The sequence below is a fragment of the Polynucleobacter sp. Fuers-14 genome (assembly GCF_018882045.1).
Taxonomy (GTDB): domain Bacteria; phylum Pseudomonadota; class Gammaproteobacteria; order Burkholderiales; family Burkholderiaceae; genus Polynucleobacter.
Window position 1 is genome coordinate 48775 of the sequence record NZ_JACVPG010000001.1, and the last position, 22213, is coordinate 70987.

The 22213-nt window shown below is 46.3% G+C and carries 20 protein-coding genes and 1 pseudogene; 13 read left to right on the top strand and 8 right to left on the bottom strand.

Annotated features, from left to right (window positions below):
- Both hemB and yihA read right to left on the bottom strand, forming a co-directional pair.
- On the bottom strand, positions 1-1047 hold the full coding sequence (hemB, locus tag ICN40_RS00330) for a porphobilinogen synthase (RefSeq protein ID WP_374222770.1): 1047 nt from the start codon (positions 1045-1047) through the stop codon (positions 1-3).
- A complete protein-coding gene (yihA, locus tag ICN40_RS00335) occupies positions 1025-1690 on the bottom strand; it encodes a ribosome biogenesis GTP-binding protein YihA/YsxC (RefSeq protein WP_072582077.1) in 666 nt (221 codons plus the stop codon). Before yihA ends, hemB begins: the two co-directional genes overlap by 23 nt.
- Positions 1691-1804: 114 nt before the next feature.
- On the opposite strand from yihA, the gene ICN40_RS00340 reads away from it, so the two are divergent.
- Positions 1805-2530, top strand: a complete 726-nt coding sequence (locus ICN40_RS00340; protein WP_216241223.1) for a cytochrome c — start codon at positions 1805-1807, stop codon at positions 2528-2530.
- Between the two features lie 74 nt (positions 2531-2604).
- On the opposite strand, the gene lysA is transcribed toward ICN40_RS00340, so the two are convergent.
- Both lysA and ICN40_RS11875 read right to left on the bottom strand, forming a co-directional pair.
- On the bottom strand, positions 2605-3903 hold the full coding sequence (lysA, locus tag ICN40_RS00345; RefSeq protein ID WP_216241226.1) for a diaminopimelate decarboxylase: 1299 nt from the start codon (positions 3901-3903) through the stop codon (positions 2605-2607).
- Positions 3903-4094 carry a lipoprotein gene (locus tag ICN40_RS11875; RefSeq protein WP_072582079.1) on the bottom strand — a complete coding sequence of 64 codons (192 nt, stop codon included), beginning with the start codon at positions 4092-4094 and terminating at the stop codon, positions 3903-3905. Before ICN40_RS11875 ends, lysA begins: the two co-directional genes overlap by 1 nt.
- A gap of 2 nt (positions 4095-4096) precedes the next feature.
- Here ICN40_RS11875 and cyaY point away from each other — a divergent pair, with 2 nt between their 5' ends.
- On the top strand, positions 4097-4519 hold the full coding sequence (cyaY, locus tag ICN40_RS00355) for an iron donor protein CyaY (RefSeq protein ID WP_255561056.1): 423 nt from the start codon (positions 4097-4099) through the stop codon (positions 4517-4519).
- On the opposite strand, the gene aroB is transcribed toward cyaY, so the two are convergent.
- Genes aroB through ICN40_RS00375 form a run of 4 tightly spaced genes read right to left on the bottom strand, consistent with a single transcriptional unit; the run spans position 4516 to position 7998 of the window.
- Positions 4516-5598, bottom strand: a complete 1083-nt coding sequence (gene aroB, locus ICN40_RS00360) for a 3-dehydroquinate synthase (protein ID WP_255561061.1) — start codon at positions 5596-5598, stop codon at positions 4516-4518. The genes cyaY and aroB overlap by 4 nt on opposite strands.
- A gap of 16 nt (positions 5599-5614) precedes the next feature.
- On the bottom strand, positions 5615-6139 hold the full coding sequence (locus ICN40_RS00365) for a shikimate kinase (RefSeq protein ID WP_216241231.1): 525 nt from the start codon (positions 6137-6139) through the stop codon (positions 5615-5617).
- A gap of 12 nt (positions 6140-6151) precedes the next feature.
- On the bottom strand, positions 6152-7273 hold the full coding sequence (locus tag ICN40_RS00370) for a secretin and TonB N-terminal domain-containing protein (RefSeq protein ID WP_255561057.1): 1122 nt from the start codon (positions 7271-7273) through the stop codon (positions 6152-6154).
- Entirely contained in the window at positions 7270-7998 is a 729-nt protein-coding gene (locus ICN40_RS00375; protein ID WP_216241233.1) for a YhcB family protein, read from the bottom strand. The genes ICN40_RS00370 and ICN40_RS00375 overlap by 4 nt, the downstream gene beginning before the upstream one ends.
- A 105-nt stretch (positions 7999-8103) precedes the next feature.
- On the opposite strand from ICN40_RS00375, the gene ICN40_RS00380 reads away from it, so the two are divergent.
- The 11 genes and pseudogenes from ICN40_RS00380 to ICN40_RS00430 all read left to right on the top strand — a co-directional run.
- Entirely contained in the window at positions 8104-10440 is a 2337-nt protein-coding gene (locus ICN40_RS00380; RefSeq protein ID WP_072582083.1) for a penicillin-binding protein 1A, read from the top strand.
- A gap of 12 nt (positions 10441-10452) precedes the next feature.
- Positions 10453-11157: a transposase gene (locus ICN40_RS00385; protein ID WP_215321291.1), complete on the top strand. Its 705-nt coding sequence runs from the start codon at positions 10453-10455 to the stop codon at positions 11155-11157.
- A gap of 194 nt (positions 11158-11351) precedes the next feature.
- Positions 11352-16097 carry a glutamate synthase-related protein gene (locus tag ICN40_RS00390; protein WP_216241235.1) on the top strand — a complete coding sequence of 1582 codons (4746 nt, stop codon included), beginning with the start codon at positions 11352-11354 and terminating at the stop codon, positions 16095-16097.
- A 47-nt stretch (positions 16098-16144) separates the two neighbouring features.
- Positions 16145-17608: a glutamate synthase subunit beta gene (locus ICN40_RS00395; protein WP_216241236.1), complete on the top strand. Its 1464-nt coding sequence runs from the start codon at positions 16145-16147 to the stop codon at positions 17606-17608.
- Between the two features lie 10 nt (positions 17609-17618).
- On the top strand, positions 17619-18473 hold the full coding sequence (locus tag ICN40_RS00400) for an ABC transporter ATP-binding protein (RefSeq protein ID WP_216241239.1): 855 nt from the start codon (positions 17619-17621) through the stop codon (positions 18471-18473).
- Positions 18470-19258 (top strand): lipid asymmetry maintenance ABC transporter permease subunit MlaE, encoded by a 789-nt coding sequence (mlaE, locus tag ICN40_RS00405; RefSeq protein WP_216241241.1) that lies wholly within the window; start codon positions 18470-18472, stop codon positions 19256-19258. Before ICN40_RS00400 ends, mlaE begins: the two co-directional genes overlap by 4 nt.
- Before the next feature lie 21 nt (positions 19259-19279).
- Positions 19280-19762 (top strand): outer membrane lipid asymmetry maintenance protein MlaD, encoded by a 483-nt coding sequence (gene mlaD, locus ICN40_RS00410; protein WP_215321296.1) that lies wholly within the window; start codon positions 19280-19282, stop codon positions 19760-19762.
- Positions 19759-20511: a VacJ family lipoprotein gene (locus ICN40_RS00415; protein ID WP_255561058.1), complete on the top strand. Its 753-nt coding sequence runs from the start codon at positions 19759-19761 to the stop codon at positions 20509-20511. The genes mlaD and ICN40_RS00415 overlap by 4 nt, the downstream gene beginning before the upstream one ends.
- A 53-nt stretch (positions 20512-20564) precedes the next feature.
- The gene (locus tag ICN40_RS00420; protein ID WP_216241243.1) at positions 20565-21206 is read left to right on the top strand and encodes a phospholipid-binding protein MlaC; all 642 of its coding nucleotides are present in this window, start codon (positions 20565-20567) and stop codon (positions 21204-21206) included.
- A gap of 18 nt (positions 21207-21224) precedes the next feature.
- Complete coding sequence (locus ICN40_RS00425; RefSeq protein ID WP_216241245.1) at positions 21225-21482, top strand: lipid asymmetry maintenance protein MlaB; 258 nt, start codon at positions 21225-21227, stop codon at positions 21480-21482.
- 5 nt (positions 21483-21487) lie between these two features.
- Positions 21488-22171: pseudogene (locus ICN40_RS00430) on the top strand (ABC transporter ATP-binding protein); the annotation flags it as partial.
- Between the last annotated feature and the right edge of the window lie 42 nt (positions 22172-22213).

A 22213-nucleotide genomic window follows, 5' to 3' on the forward strand; every position in this document is an offset into this window, starting at 1 on the left:
TCAAATTTGTTTTTTATTGAGTGCTGCGTTTGTTTTAAGTAGGCGTGCTGCTTCGAGTGCAAAGTATGTCAGAACCCCATCAGCGCCTGCGCGCTTAAATGCGAGCAATGATTCCATCATGACAGCATCATGATCTAGCCAGCCATTCTGTGCCGCAGCTTTAAGCATCGCATATTCACCGCTTACTTGATAGGCATAGGTGGGGTAGTCAAACTCTTTACGGACGCGACGGACGATATCCAAATAAGGCATACCAGGCTTCACCATGACCATATCTGCACCTTCGCTGATATCAAGAGCCACCTCCCGCAAAGCCTCGTCGCTATTGGCGCAATCCATTTGATATGTTTTTTTATCGGCCTTACCTAGGTTTTTTGCAGAACCAACTGCATCTCTAAAGGGGCCATAAAAGGCAGAGGCATATTTAGCTGAGTAAGCCATGATTCGGGTGTGAATTAAATTCTTTTGCTCGAGCGCTTCACGAATTTTTCCGATGCGCCCATCCATCATGTCTGATGGTGCAACAATATCAACACCAGCTTCTGCTTGTGTGAGCGCTTGCTGAACTAAGATCGCGGTTGTTTCATCATTCAGAATACGACCTTGCTCATCGAGCACGCCATCTTGACCATGGCTTGTATATGGATCAAGTGCTACATCAGTCATGATGCCTAAATTGGGGAAACGTTTTTTGAGTTCGCGAACAGCCGTAGGAATAAGCCCTTTTGGATTAAAGGCCTCCTTGCCATCGGGCGTTTTTAATCCGCTATCGATTACTGGAAAAAGCGCAAGTACCGGAATGCCTAAATCTACACATTCTTGAGCAACCGGCATGAGTAGGTCTAATGAAAGGCGGTTAACACCAGGCATAGAGGCAACTGCTTCGGATTTGCCTTGACCTTCAAGTAGAAAGACGGGGTAGATTAAATCATTGGCCGAAACATTGTTCTCTTGCATGAGGCGACGTGACCAATCATCACGACGCATGCGGCGAGGACGATGTCCAGGAAAATTAAGCAATGAGTTAGCTGGTGATTTCATCTTCATGAGTTTCTGCTTCAAATAACCATTTAATAATTAAATTATCTGCCTCTTCTAGGCCAATCCGTTTGGTGCTTGAAAATAATTGTGCCGTAAGTTGCTTAGAGTCACCTGTTCCATCCGGTAGGGCTGGGTCATACTGCTGCAGTCGCTTAGTGACCGCCTCAAGAGCATGCTTACACTCGCTTTTATTCAATTTGTCGCACTTACTCAGCAAAACATGAATTGGTTTGCCGGTAGGTACAAACCATTGAATCATTTGCTCATCCAGGTCGGTTATTCCGCGTCTAGAGTCCACAATCAGGATCATGCCTACTAACTGCTCCCGCTCTTGTAGATAGTCACTTAGAAGGGCATTCCAGTGGTATTTGGTCTCGTGATTGACTGCTGCATAACCATAGCCTGGTAAGTCAACCAAATAAGCCAGCAGGTCATCTTTTGCAAAAACACCGAAATAGTTGATATGTTGGGTGCGTCCAGGCGTTTTACTGGCAAAAGCTAGCCTTTTTTGGTTGCAAAGGATGTTAAGGGCGCTAGATTTGCCCGCATTTGAGCGGCCGGCGAAGGCCACCTCTCGCAGCGGGGTGGCAGGCAGACAATGGGTGTCATTGACTGTAGTGGCGAATCGGGCTTGAAAGAGTTTAGACATGTCCAGAAGCTATTGTAAAATCACGCAAAATCATGAAATATCTCATGGTGTTGGGTAAAAGGTTGTAAATGCAGGGCCCAAACACTTTTAGGAATTTTTGCCAAGGTAAACATAATGCGTCAAACCTCTCAAATCTCCAAATTAACTGGCTTACGGGCTGGTTTTGCGGTTCTCTCCATTTTCGCTCTGATCTGCGTATCTGGTGCAGCTTTTGCTGCCGATGCTGCTCCTATGGCAGCCGCTCCAGAAGCTAAAGCAGAAGTTCCAGGTAAACCTAAGGTTGATCCGGCCGCGGGTGAAGCACTGTATTCAAATGGTGATGCAACTCGTGGCGTAACCGCCTGTATCACTTGCCATGGCCCTAAAGGTCAAAGTGCGATTGGTACATGGCCAAAGCTTTCCGCACAGCATGCTGCATACCTCACAAAGCAGTTGAAAAACTTTAAAGAAGGCACTCGCGCAAATCCAATCATGATGGGTATGGCCGCCACTCTGACTCAAGAAGATATGCAAAATATCTCCGCTTTTTTATCTAAGCAGCCAATCTCCCAGGGTGTTGCTCAAGATAAAGAAACAATCGCATTAGGCCAAAGTATTTATCGTGGCGGTATTGCAGCAAAAGGCGTTCCAGCTTGTGCTGCCTGCCACAGCCCAACAGGCGCTGGTATTCCTGCTCAGTACCCGCTCCTAGGTGGTCAATGGGCTGAATACAGTAATGCCCAGTTGCTAGCGTTCCGTGAAGGCGTGCGCACCAACAGTAGTCAAATGACAACGATTGCTTCAAAGCTTTCGGATAAAGAAATGAAAGCGGTGGCCGATTACATCGCAGGTTTGCATTAATAAGCTAAAGCATTAAAACAAAAAACCCCGCTACTTCAGCGGGGTTTTTTATTGTCTAAAACTTTTACGGATTATTAATTTGGCAAAACTGTTTCCGATGAAAACAACTCAGAAGTTTTTTCACGGGCACGAATCACGTAAGCATTTTTTCCGTCAACCATAATCTCTGCAGGTTTAGGGCGTGTGTTGTAGTTGGACGCCATTACAAAACCATAAGCGCCAGCAGACAGAATAGCCAGAAGGTCACCCTCTTCTACTGCAAGAGGGCGATCTCTTCCCAGCCAGTCGCCAGATTCGCAAACAGGACCAACGATGTCATAGGTCAATGCTTTTGCTGCCTTCTTTTGTACGGGAACTATTCCATGATGTGCTTCATATAGGGCGGGGCGCATCAGTTCGGTCATAGCGGCATCAACAATGCAGAAGTTCTTTTCGGCGCCAGGCTTTAAATACTCCACGGTGGTTAGTAGCACGCCAGCATTGCCTACTAATGACCTGCCTGGCTCAAGCACAACGTCAAGGTGACCAAAACCACGCTCAGCCACTCGATTCAATAAGGTATTCGTAAAGTCAGTAATGTCTGGCGGAGTTTCATCGCTATAAGAAATGCCAAGACCACCACCGAGATCAAGATGGTGAATCACAATACCTTCTTTTTTCAGTTGCGCGACAAGATCTAAGACTTTATCCAGGGCATCTAAATAGGGGGCGGTAGTGGTGATCTGTGAACCAATATGACAATCAATTCCAACTACATCTATTTGAGAAAGTTGTGATGCTTCAAGATAGGTTTTTAAAATCTCGTGATAGGCGATGCCAAATTTATTGCCCTTAAGTCCAGTAGAAATATAGGGATGGGTTTGTGCATCTACATCAGGATTAACACGCAAAGAAATTGGGGCGCGGCAGTTGAGTTCAGTGGCTACGCGATTAATTTTGTGCAGTTCAGCAATCGATTCTACGTTGATGCATTTGACGCCAGCCTTGAGGGCAGTGGCGATCTCGGCGGCAGATTTACCTACGCCGGCAAATACCAAGCTCTTTGGATCTGCGCCAATTGCTAATGCACGAGCTAACTCACCGCCACTCACTAAATCAAATCCAGCACCCAGTTTTTTAAAGCAATCAATTACCGCTAAATTGCTATTGGCTTTCATGGCGTAGTGTACGCGAGCACGACGCTTACCGTTGCTATCAACGCATGCCTTGTCGTAGGCTTGGTAGGCTTCAGTCAATGCTTTTTTGCTATAGATATATAGCGGTGTACCAAATTCTTTTGCTAAATCTGCAAGTGGAATTTCTTCGGCATACCAATTGCCATCGCGTTCAGTAAACCCAGATAACTTAGGAAGGGGGATTGCTTTGCTTGTCATTACTTGGCCGATGAAGAGTTGCTTGGGCTAGCGGAGGTTTGAGGAGGGTATAGCTTGCCTTTGGGTTCTGGCTCTGAAGGAGCAGGCGGAACTGGCGGCACATTTGGCATATATAGAGGCCCCCTTACCCCACACCCAAAAAGGGATATTAGAAGGCTAAAGCAGAGGGTTCTATTAAGAATCGCTATCATGAATGTCTCTAAAACGAATGATTGAATATAGCATGCAGGACTCCGGTATGAATCCAAATAATCCAGGCGTAGAAACCATTGATGACAAGCAGTTTTATCAGCTAGGAAGCAATTTATTGCAATCTATAGAGGTGGCATTGGAGGCTGCTGATGATGCGTTGGATCTCGACTTGGATATCGAGCGCCAGGGTGGGAATGTGATCAATATTCGTTTTAAGGATAAAAGTGTCATTGTGATCAATACCCAACCACCTTTGCATGAGATTTGGGTTGCTGCCAAATCCGGCGGTTATCACTATCGTTGGGCTGGCACGATGGCACAACCCTTGTGGCTAGATACCAAAACGGGGAGAGAGCTATTGAACGATTTGACTGAGTTTGCGAGCGCTCAAGCTGGTCAAGCAATCAATATGAGCTTGATTTAAGCTGCGCCAGTAGCACTTAGAGTTTCAATCACTTGCGCATCCGCTACGCTTTTAATCTGGGCTTTACCAATTTTTTCTAAAACGACGTAACGGATTTGCCCACCCTCAGTTTTTTTATCAACTTGCATGAGCTCCATATAGCGCCCCGCACCAAACTTTGGCGGTGTAATGGGTAAATTCATAGATTGGATAATTTTAGTGAGGCGCTGAACATCAGCGTCGCTAATGTAATTGAGTCGACGCGATAGATCCGCTCCCATCACCATGCCGCATCCAACAGCTTCACCATGTAACCATTCTCCGTAGCCCATACCCGCTTCAATTGCGTGACCAAAGGTATGACCAAAATTGAGAGTTGCACGGATACCGCCCTCTCTTTCATCGGCAGAAACCACTGCCGATTTAATTTCACAGGAACGTAAAACGGCATGCCCCATTGCTTCTGTGTCGCAGGTAAGTAGTGGTGCTGCATTGGATTCAATCCAATCTAAGAATTGGGCATCGGCAATAGCGCCATGCTTTACAACTTCAGCAAGACCGGCAGACAGCTCTCTCGGAGGTAGAGTCTTTAAAGTATTTAGATCGGCAATCACAGCGGCCGGCTGATGAAAGGCACCAATCATATTTTTACCTAGCGGATGATTGATACCAGTCTTGCCCCCAACGGAAGAGTCCACCTGAGCAAGCAAGGTAGTGGGAACTTGGATAAAGCGAATGCCGCGCATAAAGCTAGCGGCAGCAAATCCAGTCATATCGCCTATTACGCCACCACCCAAAGCAACCAACATGGTATGGCGATCAGCGCCAAATTTTAAAAGGTCATCAAAAATCAACTGCAGATTTTTCCAGTCTTTATATGACTCGCCATCAGGTAGAACAATTGTTCTAACAGGCTTCCCAAAAGTGCTGAGCGTTTCAGTCAGGCGCTCGGCATAGAGAGGAGCAACCGTAGTGTTACTTACGATGTAAATAGAAGTTGCTTTTTCGCAGGCCTTAAATAAGCTTGCTTGATCAATCAGATCTTTGCCAATATAAATTGGGTAACTGCGATTGCCAAGATCAACTTCAAGTGTTTTCATCATAGTGCCAATGTATTTAAGCGGAAAGTTCAAGCTGCATGATTAAGGTGTTGACTAGTTGATTAACACTGGGCTTGCCAGTCTCAATCACATGGTCAGCGATTTGACGATACAAAGGATCGCGAACGGCATATAAGTTTTCTAAAATCTTTTTGGCATCCCCATTTTTTAATAAGGGGCGACCCTCGCCACCTTTGGTGCGATGCCAAAGTTCAATTGGGTTTGCGTGAAGATAAATCACGGTGCCACCTTCACTTAATGCCTGCCGATTTTCTGGTGAGAGAACAGCGCCACCGCCGGTTGCCAAAATAATATCTTGCTCGGCAGTAATTTCACGGATGGCTTGCGCTTCTCTTTTGCGAAATCCTTCCTCGCCTTCCATTTCAAAGATGACCGGGATTTTTACGCCACAGCGCTCTTCAATGACATGGTCGGCATCAAGAAAGCGACGACCTAATTTTTTTGCCAAGACTTTACCGACGGTCGACTTCCCAGCGCCCATGAGGCCGATTAGAAAGATATTGTTTGTCGAGGAGTTCACCCTCCGATTTTATTAGGGTTTGTCGAGAACGGTCGGAGTTAAAAAGACAAGTAGCTCGGTTTTATCTTGTAATTTAGATTTATGGCGAAAAAAATGACCAATGAGGGGTATATCGCCTAAGAGTGGGATTTTGACTTCGTCTTCCCGTTCGGTAGTTTGGAAAATGCCGCCAATGATGGCTGTCCCGCCATTTTCAACGGTGACCTCTGAGCTCAGGCTTTTGGTGTCAATGGTATATCCCTGTTCTGTTTTCATGCCTACAGTGTCCTTATTAATGCCCACTAGCATTGATATCTTTCCGTCTGGATGGATTTTTGGCAAAACCTCTAGACGAAGGTTTGCCTTTCTAAATTGCAACTTGCTGCCATTTTGATTCGAGGTTTGATAGGGCAGTTCTGTGCCTTGCTCAATGGTTGCCTTTACTTGGTCGCCAGTCATGATGCGAGGGTTGGAAAGAATCTTTCCCTGACCTTCAGATTCAAGCGCAGATAGTTCTGCCTGCAGAATACGGCTCCCATTTCTGGAGACTAAGGTTGCGGCCATGGTTGCTGGATTAAAACCACTCAAACCAGCGCCACCCAGATCCATGCTGCCAATCAATTTTTGATCTGTTTTATCTCCGACACCATTAGCTTGATATCCCAGCTTAACCCCTAGCTCACGGGCAAAGCGTTCATCAGCCTCAACTATTCGAGCTTCTATGAGGATTTGCCTTGGACTATTAATGTGGTCTCCACCAAAAGGAAGGGCGGCGTCTTCACGCCGGAACTTCTGAAAGGCTTGGATTTCTGCGTGAGGCCCAATCCAGTAGATTTCTCCGTTGCGCACCAGTCGTAAGCCGCGGCTCGCCAGAATGGAGTGAAGGGCTGTTTGCCAGGGTGTATTTCTAAGGTCTATAGAGATCTTCCCCTTAATGGATTCGCTTAATAAGAAATTGGTATTACCCAATTTCGCCATAGTTTCTAAAAGTTCAGTTAATTCAATATCGGTAAATTGCAGGCTAATAGGGGTCATGAAATGATTTTGTGAAGGCGTATTACTCATTGCTGTATTGCTGGATAAAAGCATCAATACAGCTAACCAACAGGTGAGCAGTTTGAAGTATTTCTGGGGGTTATTTAGGCTGAGCTTCATTCGCTTTTTGAAGCCCTCAGAACCACAGATTTGCCTTGGGGATGCATTAGGGTCACTAGTGATTTTTCGATAGAACTTAGGCGCCATTCCCCTAAAACCTGCGCCCCCTTCTCAAAGGCAAGATGGCTTTTCCCTGTATGAAAATAGGCTTGCTGGGCATTGCCTATTTGGGATGCGCCAAGGTAGCGCCAGCGGTGTAGCTCCGACTCATGGGTTGGTGCTTGCGGCCTGTTCGGGGCTCTTGTTTCAGTCTTTCTTTCATTTAAAGAGTGAATACTTACTTCTATTTCATCAATTGCTAGATATAGCTCATCCTGATTTTGGTTAATTTGATCGCGCGTCAATAGTATCTCTTTTTTCAATTCCGAAAGCTGTTGTTGGGATGCCTCCAAAGCATCTTGGGATTGCTTATTCAGTGAGGTGTAGGCCACAAAAAATCCCATAATTGCTGCCAGCAAGACGCCAATCAAGGCGATTGGAAGTGCAATTCCTTGGAGTGAATTGCGGATCTGAATAGGATTTAAGGACTCCGTAAAGGGATTGCTTTTGCCTTCGCTTGGAGCTCTATGGGGTGCGCCTTGTTGGGGAGGGGGCTTGCGTATTCCATGGGGGTCGGGGATGGCTGGATCATCGCCGAGATCACTCAGAATTTCATCAAAAGATTGGCTGGAAATATGGCGCGCAGGCATTCCCATATTCTTCTGTTTTGGGTGCTGAAAATCCATCAGCCTAGATTGAACCCACCGTCAGAAATTAGATCTTGTCTATGGGCCGGACGGGGATTTTGGAGCTTTTAAGGAATTTGCCTAAGCGCCCTATAATTTGGACATATGGCCTTACCTCCAAAAGACAAGCCGCCGCTGAATCAGCGCCCCATTCGTCCATCCGATAGACGCCCTCGGAATTCACGAGTTGAGCCTGGCTTGCCAAGAAATTCATTAGGAAGTCCTCTAATAAAGGCTTTACTCATTGTTGCCGCTGTAGGCGCGATAGCGCTATCACTGCTCCTTGGTTATGCTTTTTTAATTGCCAAGCCGAATTTGCCAAAAATTTCCGCTTTAACTGATTACAACCCAAAAACACCTCTGCGGATTTACACCGCCGACAAGGTATTGATTGGTGAGTTTGGTGAAGAGCGTCGCAAAGTCATCCCGCTAAATCAAATTCCGATGGCAATGCGAAACGCCGTTATTGCTACAGAGGACGATCGTTTCTATTCCCATGGCGGGGTTGACTACGTTGGGGTTCTTAGAGCGGGGGTTGCCAATCTCCGCGGACATTTGGCTCAGGGCGCTTCAACCATCACAATGCAGGTGGCAAGAAATTTCTTCTTAAGTAACGAGAAGACATTTAGCCGCAAGATTTACGAAATTCTTTTGGCGTGGGAGATTGAATCTCAACTGACTAAAGACAAGATTTTAGAAATTTATATGAACCAAATTTTCTTGGGTCAAAGAGCTTTTGGTTTCTCAAGCGCAGCGCAAATTTACTTTGGCATTGAATTGAAGGACATCAGCATTGCTCAAGCCGCAATGCTGGCTGGACTGCCTAAGGCGCCTTCGGCTTATAACCCAGTGACTAACTACCGCCGCGCCAAGATTCGTCAAGAGTACATTCTTCAGCGCATGCGCGATCTGGGTTACATCACGCCAGAGGAATACCAAAAAGCGATGATTGAAGAATTGCATATTCGCGGCTTGGGCAATGAGTTCGCGGTTCGCGCTGACTTCCCCGCTGAAATGGTTCGTCAATTACTTTTCACGCAGTATGGCGAGGCAATCTATTCACAAGGGATCGAAGTCTATACGACCATCTTGAAGGCCGATCAAGATGCCGCTTACAAAGCAGTGCGACGTGGAATTTTTGAATACGATTTACGGCATGCTTATCGTGGCCCAGAGGGTTTTATCGATCTTCCTGAAGACTCTGTGAAACGCCAGCGCGCGATTGACGAGGCATTACTTGCTTACCCGCAGTTAGATGATTTGCAGTCTGGTGTCGTGCTCGATGTGAAGCCAAAAGAAATGCAAGTCATGATTTCGACTGGTGACACCATCACTATTAAAGGTGAAGGCATGAAGTTGGCGGCTGCCTCTATTACTGATAGTACTCAGCCCAAAAAACGCTTACGCCCAGGCGCTATAGTTCGTTTGTTATCGGATGGGGGAGTCTGGAAGTTGGCTCAACTCCCGCAAGTTGAAGCTGCTTTTGTCTCCATGAATGCAGAGACCGGTGCAATTTTGTCCTTAGTAGGCGGCTTTGATTTCCGTCGTAATCAATTCAATCACGTGACGCAAGCATTACGTCAGCCCGGTTCCTCATTTAAGCCTTTTATCTATGCTGCCGCCATTGAAAAAGGCTTTACCCCAAGCACGATGGTGAACGATGCACCTTTATCCATTGGCGGTATGGAGACTGGTAGTCAGGCTTGGGAGCCAAAAAACTACGATGGTAAATACGACGGCATGATGCGCTTGCGCAATGCCTTGGCAAAATCAAAGAACTTAGTCTCGGTTCGCATTATTCGCGCCATCGGCCCTTCTTATGCGCAAGAATATATTCAGCGTTTTGGCTTTGAGCCAGAAAAGCACCCCCCTTACTTAACAATGGCTTTGGGCGCGGGTTCTGTAACGCCGTTGCAGATGGCCTCTGCTTATAGTGTGTTTGCCAATGGCGGTTATCGTGTAGATCCATTCTTGATTGACAAGATGGTGGACTCTAAAGGCACCGTCATGTTCGAAGCAAAGCCTACGCATGCGGGTGAAGATGCGCCTCGTGTATTGGATGCGCGCACTGCATTTGTGATGGATAGCATGCTGCAAGAAGTAACCAAGACGGGTACCGCAGCCTCTGCGCGTGGTAAGTTGGGGCGAAGTGACATTGCAGGTAAAACAGGCACAACGAATGATTCGCACGATGCGTGGTTTGCTGGCTATAACCCTAAAGTAGTTGCGATTGCATGGATTGGCTTTGATAAGCCTGCGAGTTTGGGCGATCGAGAGACTGGTGGCGGACTTGCTTTGCCAATGTGGATTTCTTATATGGCGACTGCATTAAAGGATAGCCCTCAGATCTCCCGCGAAGTGCCAAGCGGCGTAACGCAAGTTGATGGCGACTGGTTTATCCCGGACTTCTCTACTAACGGCGGTGTGCGCGAACTGCAATAGTTCGTTTTCAACATGGCACGGCAAGCGCGCACAGTAATACCAGGTCAAGCAATGCATGTGATGGTCCGTGGTAATAATCGTGAAAACATTTTCTTTGCTGATGAAGATCGTCGCACTTATTTAGAGTGGCTGCGTGAAGCTGCTAGGCAGTTTGGTTGTGCTGTGCATGCATTTGCTTTAATGCCTAACCATGTACATTTGCTCATGACTCCCCAAAGCGAAGATTCGCTTGCGAAAACAATGCAGTCTCTTGGCCGTCGTTATGCGCAATATTTCAATCAACAGCATCGTCGCTCGGGAACCATTTGGGAGGGGCGATATCGCTCATCTTTGATTGACCCGGATTATTTTTTACGCTGCCAGCGTTATATAGAGCTCAACCCGGTCAGGGCTGGATATGAATCCAATCCCCAAAGCTCTACATGGACGAGTTTTGCAACCCACATTGGTGGCAATGCAGAGCCTTGGTTGGTAGACCATCAGCATTTTTGGAAGTTGGGTAACACCCCTTTTGAGAGGCAGATGAGCTGGTCAAACTTTGTAAAAGAGGGTGCGCCTCACTGGGAAGACCGCCAAATCACAGAATCTCTATTGCGATCCAAGCCTTGGGTCAGTGATATTTATGCCAAAAAGCTCTTTAAAGATACTCCGGAGCTTGCATTAATTCGCCATCGTGGGCGCCCTAGAAAAATTCACTCTTTAAATTCAATCACTTAGTTGATTAATGCTTTCCCTATATTTCAAATAGGGTATTGAGTATTTCGACTCTGTCCCCATATATAGAATTCATATTGGTGCGACATCTAAATAAATGGGACAGAATCATTTTATTTCTATTGCATCGGTGTGGGTATTCACCTATATTGGATCCTCCAAAAGTAATTAGGCCTTTGTCGCCCCTCGGAAATACTATGACTACAAAATTAAATACAGATCTTCGCCCTATCGCTCAAGGTTTATATGACCCTAGAAATGAGCATGACGCTTGCGGCGTAGGATTCGTCGCACATATTAAAGGCAAGAAATCTCATGAGATCGTTTCTCAGGGTTTACAGATCCTTGAGAACTTAGATCACCGGGGAGCGGTTGGCGCTGATCCGTTAATGGGCGATGGCGCCGGTATCTTGATTCAGATCCCAGATACTTTGTATCGCGAAGAAATGGCAAAGCAAGGCGTGACTTTGCCACCATTAGGTGAGTATGGCGTTGGCATGATTTTCTTGCCGAAAGAGCATGCTTCCCGTTTGGCCTGCGAACAAGAGCTAGAGCGCACTGTGCGCTTAGAGGGGCAAGTTGTTTTGGGCTGGAGAGATGTTCCGGTAGATGTGAAATTGCCGATGTCTCCAACAGTACAAATGACAGAGCCATTTATCCGTCAAATTTTTATTGGTCGTGGCCGCGACATCATGACAACCGATGCGCTCGAGCGTAAGTTGTATGTGATTCGTAAAACAGCAAGTCATGCAATTCAAGATTTGCATTTGAAGCATGGCAAAGAATATTTCGTTGCATCAATGTCCGCTAGAACCATTGTTTACAAGGGTTTGCTGTTAGCGAATCAAGTCGGTGCTTATTACCAAGACTTGCAAGACAAGCGCACTGTATCCGCGCTTGCTTTAGTGCATCAACGTTTCTCCACTAATACTTTCCCCGCATGGGAATTAGCGCATCCATATCGCATGATTGCGCACAACGGTGAGATCAACACTGTTAAAGGTAACGTCAATTGGGTTAATGCACGTGAGGGCGCTATTAGCTCCCCAGTTCTTGGCGATGATTTGCAAAAACTCTGGCCGTTGATTTATCCAGGTCAGTCAGATACTGCGTGCTTTGATAACTGCTTAGAGTTGCTGGTGATGTCTGGCTACCCTTTAGCCCAGGCCATGATGATGATGATTCCTGAAGCATGGGAACAGCATGCGTTGATGGATGACAATCGTCGTGCCTTCTACGAATATCACGCAGCAATGATGGAGCCATGGGATGGACCTGCGGCGATGGCATTTACTGATGGTCGTCAAATTGGCGCAACCTTGGACCGAAATGGTTTGCGTCCAGCACGTTATTACGTAACCGACGATGACTTGGTCATCATGGGCTCTGAAGCGGGCGTATTGCCAATTCCTGAAAGTAAGATCGTTCAAAAATGGCGTTTGCAGCCAGGCAAGATGTTCATGATCGACATGGAGCAAGGTCGCATTATTGATGACGTTGAGCTCAAGAATGCCGTTTCTAAAGCCAAGCCATATAAGAGCTGGATCGACGCAGTTCGTGTGAAGTTGGATGAAGTTGATGCCAGCAAAGCAGATTTGATTGACGAGAAAACGACTATTCGTCCGGCAGCTAAATTATTAGACCGTCAACAGGCATTTGGTTATACGCAAGAGGACATCAAATTCTTGATGGCACCAATGGCCATGAATGGTGAAGAGGCTATTGGTTCAATGGGTAATGACAGTCCATTGGCTGTTCTGTCTAATAAGGACAAGCCTCTCTATAACTACTTCAAGCAATTATTTGCGCAGGTGACCAATCCTCCAATCGACTCGATTCGCGAGAATATGGTGATGTCTTTAGTTTCTTTCATTGGGCCAAAGCCTAATTTATTAGATACCAATAACATCAACCCTCCAATGCGTTTAGAAGTTAGTCAGCCCATTTTGGATTTTGATGACATCACCAAGATTCGCCACATTGGTCACTACACCAATGGCAAATTCCGCTCTTACGAATTGGATATTTGCTATCCAGCTTCATGGGGTAAAGCGGGCATTGAAGCTCGCTTGGCATCCTTGTGCGCTGAGGCTGCAGATGCCGTACGTTCTGGCTACAACATTTTGATCGTGAGCGATCGTCAGGTTGATGAGAAGCATGTCGCCATTCCGGCTTTGTTGGCAACATCTGCTATCCATCAGCATTTGGTGCAAAAAGGTTTGCGTACCAGCGTCGGCTTAGTGGTTGAAACTGGCAGCGCCCGTGAGACTCATCACTTTGCGCTCTTGGCTGGTTATGGCGCAGAAGCCATTCATCCATACCTCGCCATGGAAACTTTAGCGGAAATGGCTAAAGGATTGTCTGGAGATTTATCTGCTGAAAAAGCAGTGAAGAACTTTGTAAAAGCTGTAGGTAAGGGTCTGCAAAAGGTCATGTCCAAAATGGGCATCTCTACTTACATGTCCTACACCGGTTCACAGATTTTTGAAGCGATTGGTTTAAATCACGACATCATCGATCAATACTTCAAGGGTACTCCATCAAATGTTGGTGGTATCGGCGTATTTGAAGTGGCTGAAGAAGCTTTACGTATGCACACAGCTGCATTTGGTAACGATCCAGTTTTAACTAATATGCTCGATGCTGGTGGTGAATATGCTTTCCGTATTCGTGGTGAGAATCATATGTGGACTCCAGACACGATTGCGAAGTTGCAGCACTCCACTCGTATTGGTGCTGAGAAGGGCTATCAGACTTATAAAGAGTACGCCAACATCATTAACGATCAAACCAAGCGTCAAATGACTTTACGCGGTTTGTTTGAATTCAAGCTCGATCCAGCAAAAGCGATTCCATTGGATGAAGTGGAATCTGCAAAAGAAATCGTTAAACGTTTTGCAACGGGTGCGATGTCTTTGGGCTCGATTTCTACAGAGGCCCATGCCACTTTAGCAATCGCCATGAACCGTATTGGCGGTAAGTCTAATACTGGTGAGGGTGGCGAAGATCCAAATCGTTATGTGAACGAGCTCAAGGGCATTCCAATTAAGAAGGGCGAGACTTTAGCTAGCATCTTGGGTAGCGATGTGGTTGAAGCCAATATTCCATTGTTGGATGGCGACTCATTACGCTCCAAAATTAAGCAGGTTGCTTCTGGTCGTTTTGGTGTTACTACTGAGTACTTACGCTCTGCAGATCAGATTCAGATAAAAATGGCCCAAGGCGCTAAGCCTGGTGAAGGTGGTCAGTTGCCTGGTGGAAAAGTATCTGATTACATCGGTAAGTTACGTTTCTCTGTGCCGGGCGTTGGTTTGATTTCTCCCCCTCCGCACCATGATATTTATTCGATTGAGGATATTGCTCAATTGATTCATGACTTGAAGAATGTTAATCCAAAGGCTGACGTTTCTGTGAAGTTGGTATCTGAAGTCGGCGTTGGAACTATTGCTGCTGGTGTGGCAAAAGCTAAGGCAGACCACGTTGTGATCGCTGGTCATGATGGCGGTACTGGCGCATCTCCACTGTCTTCAATCAAGCACGCTGGCTCCCCATGGGAATTGGGCTTAGCTGAAACACAACAAACATTGGTTCTCAATGGTTTGCGCAGCCGTATTCGTGTTCAGGCTGATGGTCAGATGAAAACAGGCCGTGACGTAGTGATTGGCGCTTTGTTAGGTGCAGACGAGTTTGGTTTTGCGACAGCGCCATTGGTGGTTGAGGGTTGCATCATGATGCGTAAGTGTCATTTGAATACTTGTCCAGTTGGTGTTGCCACTCAAGACCCGGAATTGCGTAAAAAATTCTCAGGCAAGCCTGAGCATGTGGTGAACTTCTTTTTCTTTATTGCTGAAGAAGCTCGCGAGATCATGGCGCAGCTCGGTATTCGCAAGTTTGATGACTTAATTGGTCGTGTTGATTTGTTGGATACCCGTAAGGGCATTGAAAACTGGAAAGTGCACGGCTTGGATTTCAGCAAGATATTTGCTGAACCACAAGTAGCAAGCGAAGTTCCACGTTACCAAGTATTAACTCAAGATCACGGCCTAGCTAGTGCGCTTGATAACATCTTGATCGAGAAGAGTGAGCCTGCATTAGAGCGTGGCGAGAAGGTTTCCTTCATTGTTCCGGTGAAGAACGTGAACCGTACCGTAGGTGCGATGCTCTCTGGAGAAGTTGCTCAACGTTACGGTCACGCAGGCTTACCGGATGACACGATTCATATTCAATTGAATGGCACGGCTGGTCAAAGCTTTGCAGCCTTTTTAGCGCGTGGCATCACATTGGATTTAGTGGGTGATGGCAATGACTACGTTGGCAAAGGTTTATCAGGCGGACGTGTGATTGTTCGCGCTCCTCATGAGTTCCGTGGCGATACCGCTAAGAACATCATCGTTGGCAATACCGTTCTTTACGGCGCAATTGCTGGTGAAGCCTTCTTTAATGGTGTAGCTGGTGAGCGTTTCGCAGTCCGTAACTCTGGTGCTACAACAGTGGTTGAAGGCACTGGTGACCACGGTTGCGAGTACATGACTGGTGGAACAGTGGTTGTATTGGGCGCGACAGGCCGTAACTTTGCAGCAGGCATGAGCGGTGGCATTGCTTACGTTTACGACGAGGATGGATTGTTCGATAAGCGTTGCAATACCAGCATGGCAACACTAGAAAAAGTATTGCCTTCTGCTGAGCAGATTGCCAAGATGCCGAAGTCCGAATGGCATGCCCCTATCGATGTGAAAGATGGCGGTGAGCGTTTGACGGACGAGCAAATTTTGAAGGGCTTGATTGAACGTCATTTCCGTCACACTGGCTCTGAGCGAGCTAAGGCAATCTTGGCTGATTGGGAAAATACCCGCAGTCGCTTTGTGAAGGTTCTTCCAACTGAGTACAAGCGTGCTCTGGGTGAATTGTGGGAAAAGGCTCAGAACAAAACTGTTGCGGCATAAGCCACTTAATTAATAAAGACATTAAGAAAAGATACTAAGGATTCGATATGGGTAAGGTCACTGGATTTATGGAGTTTGAGCGCGTCGGTGAGACGTACGAAGCGCCGGTTAAACGCCTCCATCATTACAAAGAGTTTGTGGCGGCATTAACTGATGAAGAGGCGAAGATTCAAGGCGCACGTTGTATGGATTGCGGTATCCCGTTTTGTAATAACGGCTGCCCAGTTAATAACATCATTCCTGATTTCAATGACTTGGTATTTCAGAATGATTGGAAGAATGCATTAGATGTTTTGCAGTCAACCAATAACTTCCCAGAATTTACTGGTCGTATTTGCCCGGCTCCTTGTGAAGCTGCCTGTACTTTAGGGATCAATAGCACTGCAGTCGGTATCAAGTCTATTGAGCATGCCATTATTGATAAAGGCTGGGAAAGTGGTTGGGTTAAGCCTCAGCCACCTAAGACCAAGACAGGCAAGAAGGTGGCAGTTGTTGGTGGTGGACCTGCAGGTATGGCGGCTGCACAGCAATTGGCGCGCGTTGGTCATGACGTCACTGTATTTGAAAAGAATGATCGTGTTGGCGGCTTACTGCGTTACGGTATTCCTGATTTCAAAATGGAAAAGTGGTTAATTGATCGTCGTGTTGAGCAGATGCAAGCTGAAGGCGTTAAATTTGAGACCGGTGTTTTCGTTGGTAAACAGGCGATTGGTGCCGAAGTAAAAAATTACTCCAATAAGACAGTTTCTCCTGAGCAGTTGATGAAAGACTTTGATGCGGTAGTAATCACCGGTGGTGCAGAGCAGCCACGTGATTTACCGGTTCCAGGTCGTGAGTTGGCTGGCGTGCACTATGCGTTGGAATTCCTGATTCCGCAAAATAAAGAAAATGCTGGCGATTTCAAAAATGAAATTCGTGCAACTGATAAGCATGTAGTGGTTATTGGCGGTGGTGACACGGGTTCAGATTGCGTTGGAACATCAAATCGTCACGGCGCAACCAAGATTACTCAGTTTGAATTGCTCCCTCAGCCTCCAGAAGTTGAGAACACCCCTTTAGTTTGGCCATATTGGCCAACAAAATTACGTACATCCTCTTCGCATGAAGAAGGTTGTGATCGTGACTGGTCTGTTGGAACCAAGCGTTTTGAGGGCAAAAACGGCAAAGTTGAGAAATTGATTGGTGTTCGTCTGGAGTGGAAAGACGGCAAGATGGCAGAAGTACCAAACTCAGAATTCGAAATTAAGGCAGATTTAGTGCTCTTGGCCATGGGTTTTGTATCTCCAGTTCAGCAGGTATTGAATGCGTTTGGCGTTGAGAAAGATGCGCGCGGCAATGCAAAAGCAACTGTTGATGGTCAAAATGCCTATCAAACGAACGTCCCCAAGGTATTTGCTGCTGGTGACATGCGTCGCGGACAGTCTTTGGTAGTTTGGGCAATTCGTGAGGGTCGTCAGTGCGCCCAAGCAGTAGACCAGTATTTAATGGGGTCATCTGTTTTACCCCGATAATATCGGGGACATGAACAGTGACCAGCCAAACTCTTTGGATGTAAGCAAGCAAGCTGCAGGGGAAGTTGTCGTCTCTATTAAAGACGTCAACTTTTCCTATGCTCCAGGTGAGCGGCAGATCCTGTCTGGACTCAATATGGAGTTTCGACGTGGCCAGGTAGTGGCTGTCATGGGTAGTTCCGGCTGTGGCAAGACCACCATCCTTCGTTTGATCGGCGGGCAATTTAATGCTCAATCAGGTCAAGTTCTATTTGAGGGTCAAGACATTGGCAAGATGAATGGCGCCGAGTTGATGGCTGCCCGTCGTCGCATGGGAATGCTTTTTCAGTTCGGAGCATTGTTCACCGACCTGAGTGTTTTTGAAAATGTTGCCTTTCCTCTGCGCGAACATACAAATCTCAGTGAAGAGCTATTGCACTCCTTAGTGCTCATGAAATTGAATGCAGTTGGTTTGCGCGGCGCAAGAGACTTAATGCCTTCACAAATTTCTGGTGGCATGGCAAGGCGTGTTGCCCTCGCTAGAGCCATTGCTTTGGATCCACCCCTCATCATGTATGACGAGCCATTTGCTGGTCTGGATCCTATCTCTCTTGGCATTACAGCGCGCTTAATTCGTGATCTGAATAATGCCTTGGGAGCCACGAGTTTATTGGTGACGCACGATGTTGAAGAGACTTTTGCCATTGCTGATTACGTATATTTCATTGCGAATGGTCGCATTGGCGCAGAAGGCACCCCCGATGAGTTGAGTCGCTCAACCGATCCTTTTGTCAGACAATTTTTGGACGCAGCGCCAGATGGCCCTGTGCCTTTTCATTACCCAGGAAAAAGCTTGGAAGAAGATTTTGGAGCGATTGCCTCATGACTACACTTCTGAATCTGTTTGGTGATCTTGGCTTCTTTGCACGTCGCAACTTAAGTAGTCTAGGTTTGGCTGCTCGTATGTTTGCGGCAGTGATCGCACGCTCTGGATTCTTACTCAAAAGACCTCGTTTAGTGATTGATCAAATTTTATTTGTTGGCAATCATTCTTTTGTGATCATTGCAGTCTCAGGGTTATTTGTTGGATTTGTTTTAGGTTTGCAGGGTTACTACACCTTAAATCGTTATGGCTCAGAGCAAGCACTTGGCCTATTGGTTGCCCTCTCTTTAACTCGTGAGTTGGGTCCTGTCATTACCGCTTTATTGTTTGCCGGTAGGGCTGGCACTTCCTTAACTGCGGAGATTGGCCTCATGAAGGCTGGTGAACAATTAACTGCCATGGAAATGATGGCAGTCGATCCCTTAGGCCGCGTGATTGCACCACGACTTTGGGCGGGCATTATTTCTATGCCAATCTTGGCAACTATTTTTACTGCTGTCGGCGTTCTGGGGGGCTACCTAGTAGGCGTGCCTTTGATTGGGGTCGACTCAGGCGCCTTCTGGTCGCAGATGCAGGGCGGAGTTGATCTGTTTTCAGATATTGGTAATGGCTTAATTAAAAGCATGGTGTTTGGTGTAGCTGTCACCTTTATTGCCCTTTATCAGGGTTATGAATCTAAGCCTACACCTGAAGGTGTTTCGCAAGCCACTACTCGTACGGTGGTGATCTCTTCTTTATCGGTTTTAGCATTGGATTTCTTGTTAACCGCGATGATGTTCTCAAATTAGAAAGAATAAACTGAGGCTCTTATGAGAAAAAGTGCAATTGATGTCTGGGTAGGAATTTTTGTTGCCATTGGTTTGCTGGCTGCTCTATTTCTTGCGCTGAAGGTTGGCAATATGAATGCAGTGTCATTTGCGCCAACCTACAAAATTTCTGCGCGCTTTGATAATATCGGTGGCCTTAAGCCTCGTGCGCCAGTCAAAAGTGCTGGCGTAGTCGTTGGCAGAATCGCTAACATTTCTTTTGACGACAAAACCTATCAAGCAACGGTGGTGATGACCATTGAAGACTCATACAAGTTTCCAAAGGATTCATCCGCAAAGATTCTGACATCAGGTTTACTTGGTGAGCAGTATATTGGCTTAGAAGCGGGCGGTTCCGACGATATGTTGACCAATGGTGAAAAGATTGCGCAGACCCAATCAGCTATTGTTTTAGAAAATTTGATTAGCCAATTTCTCTATAACAAAGCTGCAGATAGCGGCCAAGAAAAGGGCGCAGCAAAATGATGTTGCTCTTTATGCGCAAAGCCAAGATGGCAATCTTGCTGGGTTTGATTGCCTCCCTCATTGGCTGCGCATCTATCCCTGCTGGCGCTGAGCGCTCCCCCCAAGATCCTTGGGAGCCGTTCAATCGCTCAGTCTTTGAATTTAACGAAGGCTTAGACGCTTATCTTTTAAAGCCGGTAGTTGCGGGTTATCGCTTTGTATTGCCTGAATTTGCGCGCGAAGGAGTTTATAACTTCTTTAGTAATTACAACGACATTTACACCGCCCTATTTAATTTGTTGCAAGGCAAGCCAGACTATGCCCTTAATGACTTCATGCGGGTGGTTGTCAATACAACTATGGGACTCGGTGGCCTTATCGATTTGGCGACGCCTGGCGGACTCGAAAAACATAAAGAAGACTGGGGTCAAACTTTGGGTGTTTGGGGTGTGCCTTCAGGCCCTTATGTAGTTCTTCCATTCTTTGGCCCAAGTAACGTACGCGATACTTTTGGCACGGTAGCAGACTTGGAGTCAGACTATTTATTTAGCTTTGTGAAGGATGTTGGTCTACGAAATAGTATTACTGGTTTACGTGTGGTCAATACTCGAAATACTTACTATGAAGCCGGCGATTTGTTGGATGGCGCTGCAATTGATAAGTACAGCTTTATGCGTGATGCATATATTCAAAGACGCGCCTATCAGATTAACGAGGGAAGAGACGACGAGGAGCCTCGAATGCCCCCTTACGAGAATGGATATGAGTAAGTCTGAGTAGCTTAATCAAATCTTATTGATACATAGATAACTAAATAGAACATATGAAAATCCACAGAATAATTTCTAAATTTTTAGCCGCAAGCGCGTTGTTAGTTTCTGGCGCCCTTTTCGCGCAGGTGCCCGATCAATCAACACCCCCAGATGTCTTAATTAAGATGGTGGTTACTGAAGTGATGGCAATGGTAAAGGCTGATCCCGATATCCAAAAAGGCAACATCCCTAAGGTTGTAGATTTAGTTGAGAAGAAAATTGTTCCGTATACCGACATGCGTCGCACTACAGAAATGGCGATGGGCCCTAATTGGAAAAAGGCAACTCCTGAGCAACAGACTCAATTGACTTCCGAGTTTAAGAATTTGCTCATTCGCACATACTCGGGGGCTTTGAGTCAGCTACGTGATCAAACTGTGCAATTCAAAGCTCTACGTGCCGCACCTGATGACAAAGAAGTGGTTGTTAAAACCGTAGTGCTTGGTCGTGGCGACCCAGTGCCTTTAGATTACCGCCTTGAGAAAACAGCCACTGGTTGGAAGGTCTATGACATGAACATCATGGGCGTTTGGTTGGTTGAGGCTTATCGCAATCAGTTTTCTAACCAAATTAGTCAAAACGGCATTGAAGGCTTGGTGAAGTTTTTGCAAGATCGCAATAAGCAATTAGCCACAGCTAAACCAGCCAATTAATTGATAAGCACAGACATCATGCCCTTTCTTTTGCCTAAAAAAGTAACGCAAGAAAATGCTGTGCAGTTGCAAAAAGAAGGCTTGTTAAATAGCCCAAACTTACGCTCGATTGATTGCTCCGAATTGAAATACTTTGATTCCACCGTACTCACCGTTTTATTGGCATGGCAAAAAAAGCTTATGGCTGATGGACAATCCATTTCAGTGGAGCATGCACCAGCAAAGCTCAAGGTTTTGGCAGGTGTTTATGGTGTTTCTATATTGCTGGGCTTGTAATGACGATGCATCCTGCAATTTCTATCCAAAATATATCCAAGCAATACGGAGCACTTCAGGCTTTAGATGATGTTTCATTGAGCATTGAGCCGGGGGAATTTTTCGGTTTGTTGGGTCCGAATGGTGCCGGCAAAACTACTTTGATTTCTATATTGGCTGGCCTGGTGAGGCCTAGCCATGGTCATGCGGCCATTATGAGTGCTGATGTTCAGAAGGGATTCCGCGAAGCACGCCGCATGCTGGGCGTAGTCCCACAAGAGCTAGTCTTTGACCCATTTTTTACTGTACGTGAGACTTTACGTTTTCAATCCGGTTATTTTGGAATTAAAAATAACGATGCGTGGATCGATGAGATCATGGCTAATCTTGATCTTACCTCCAAAGCGGAAAGCAATATGCGTTCGCTGTCTGGCGGCATGAAGCGTCGCGTGCTTGTGGCCCAGGCTTTAGTCCATAGACCCCCAGTCATTATTTTGGATGAACCTACTGCTGGCGTAGATGTTGAGTTACGTCAGTCACTATGGCAATTTATTAGTCGGTTGAATCAAGATGGTCATACGATTGTGCTGACTACTCATTACCTGGAAGAGGCAGAAGCTTTGTGTCAACGCATAGCTATGCTCAAACAAGGCAAGATTGTGGCGCTTGATACCACTGCTAATTTATTAAGTCGATACGGATCCGTTAAAAAAGATGGTGAAGGTAAAACAGACTTAGAAGAAGTCTTTGTC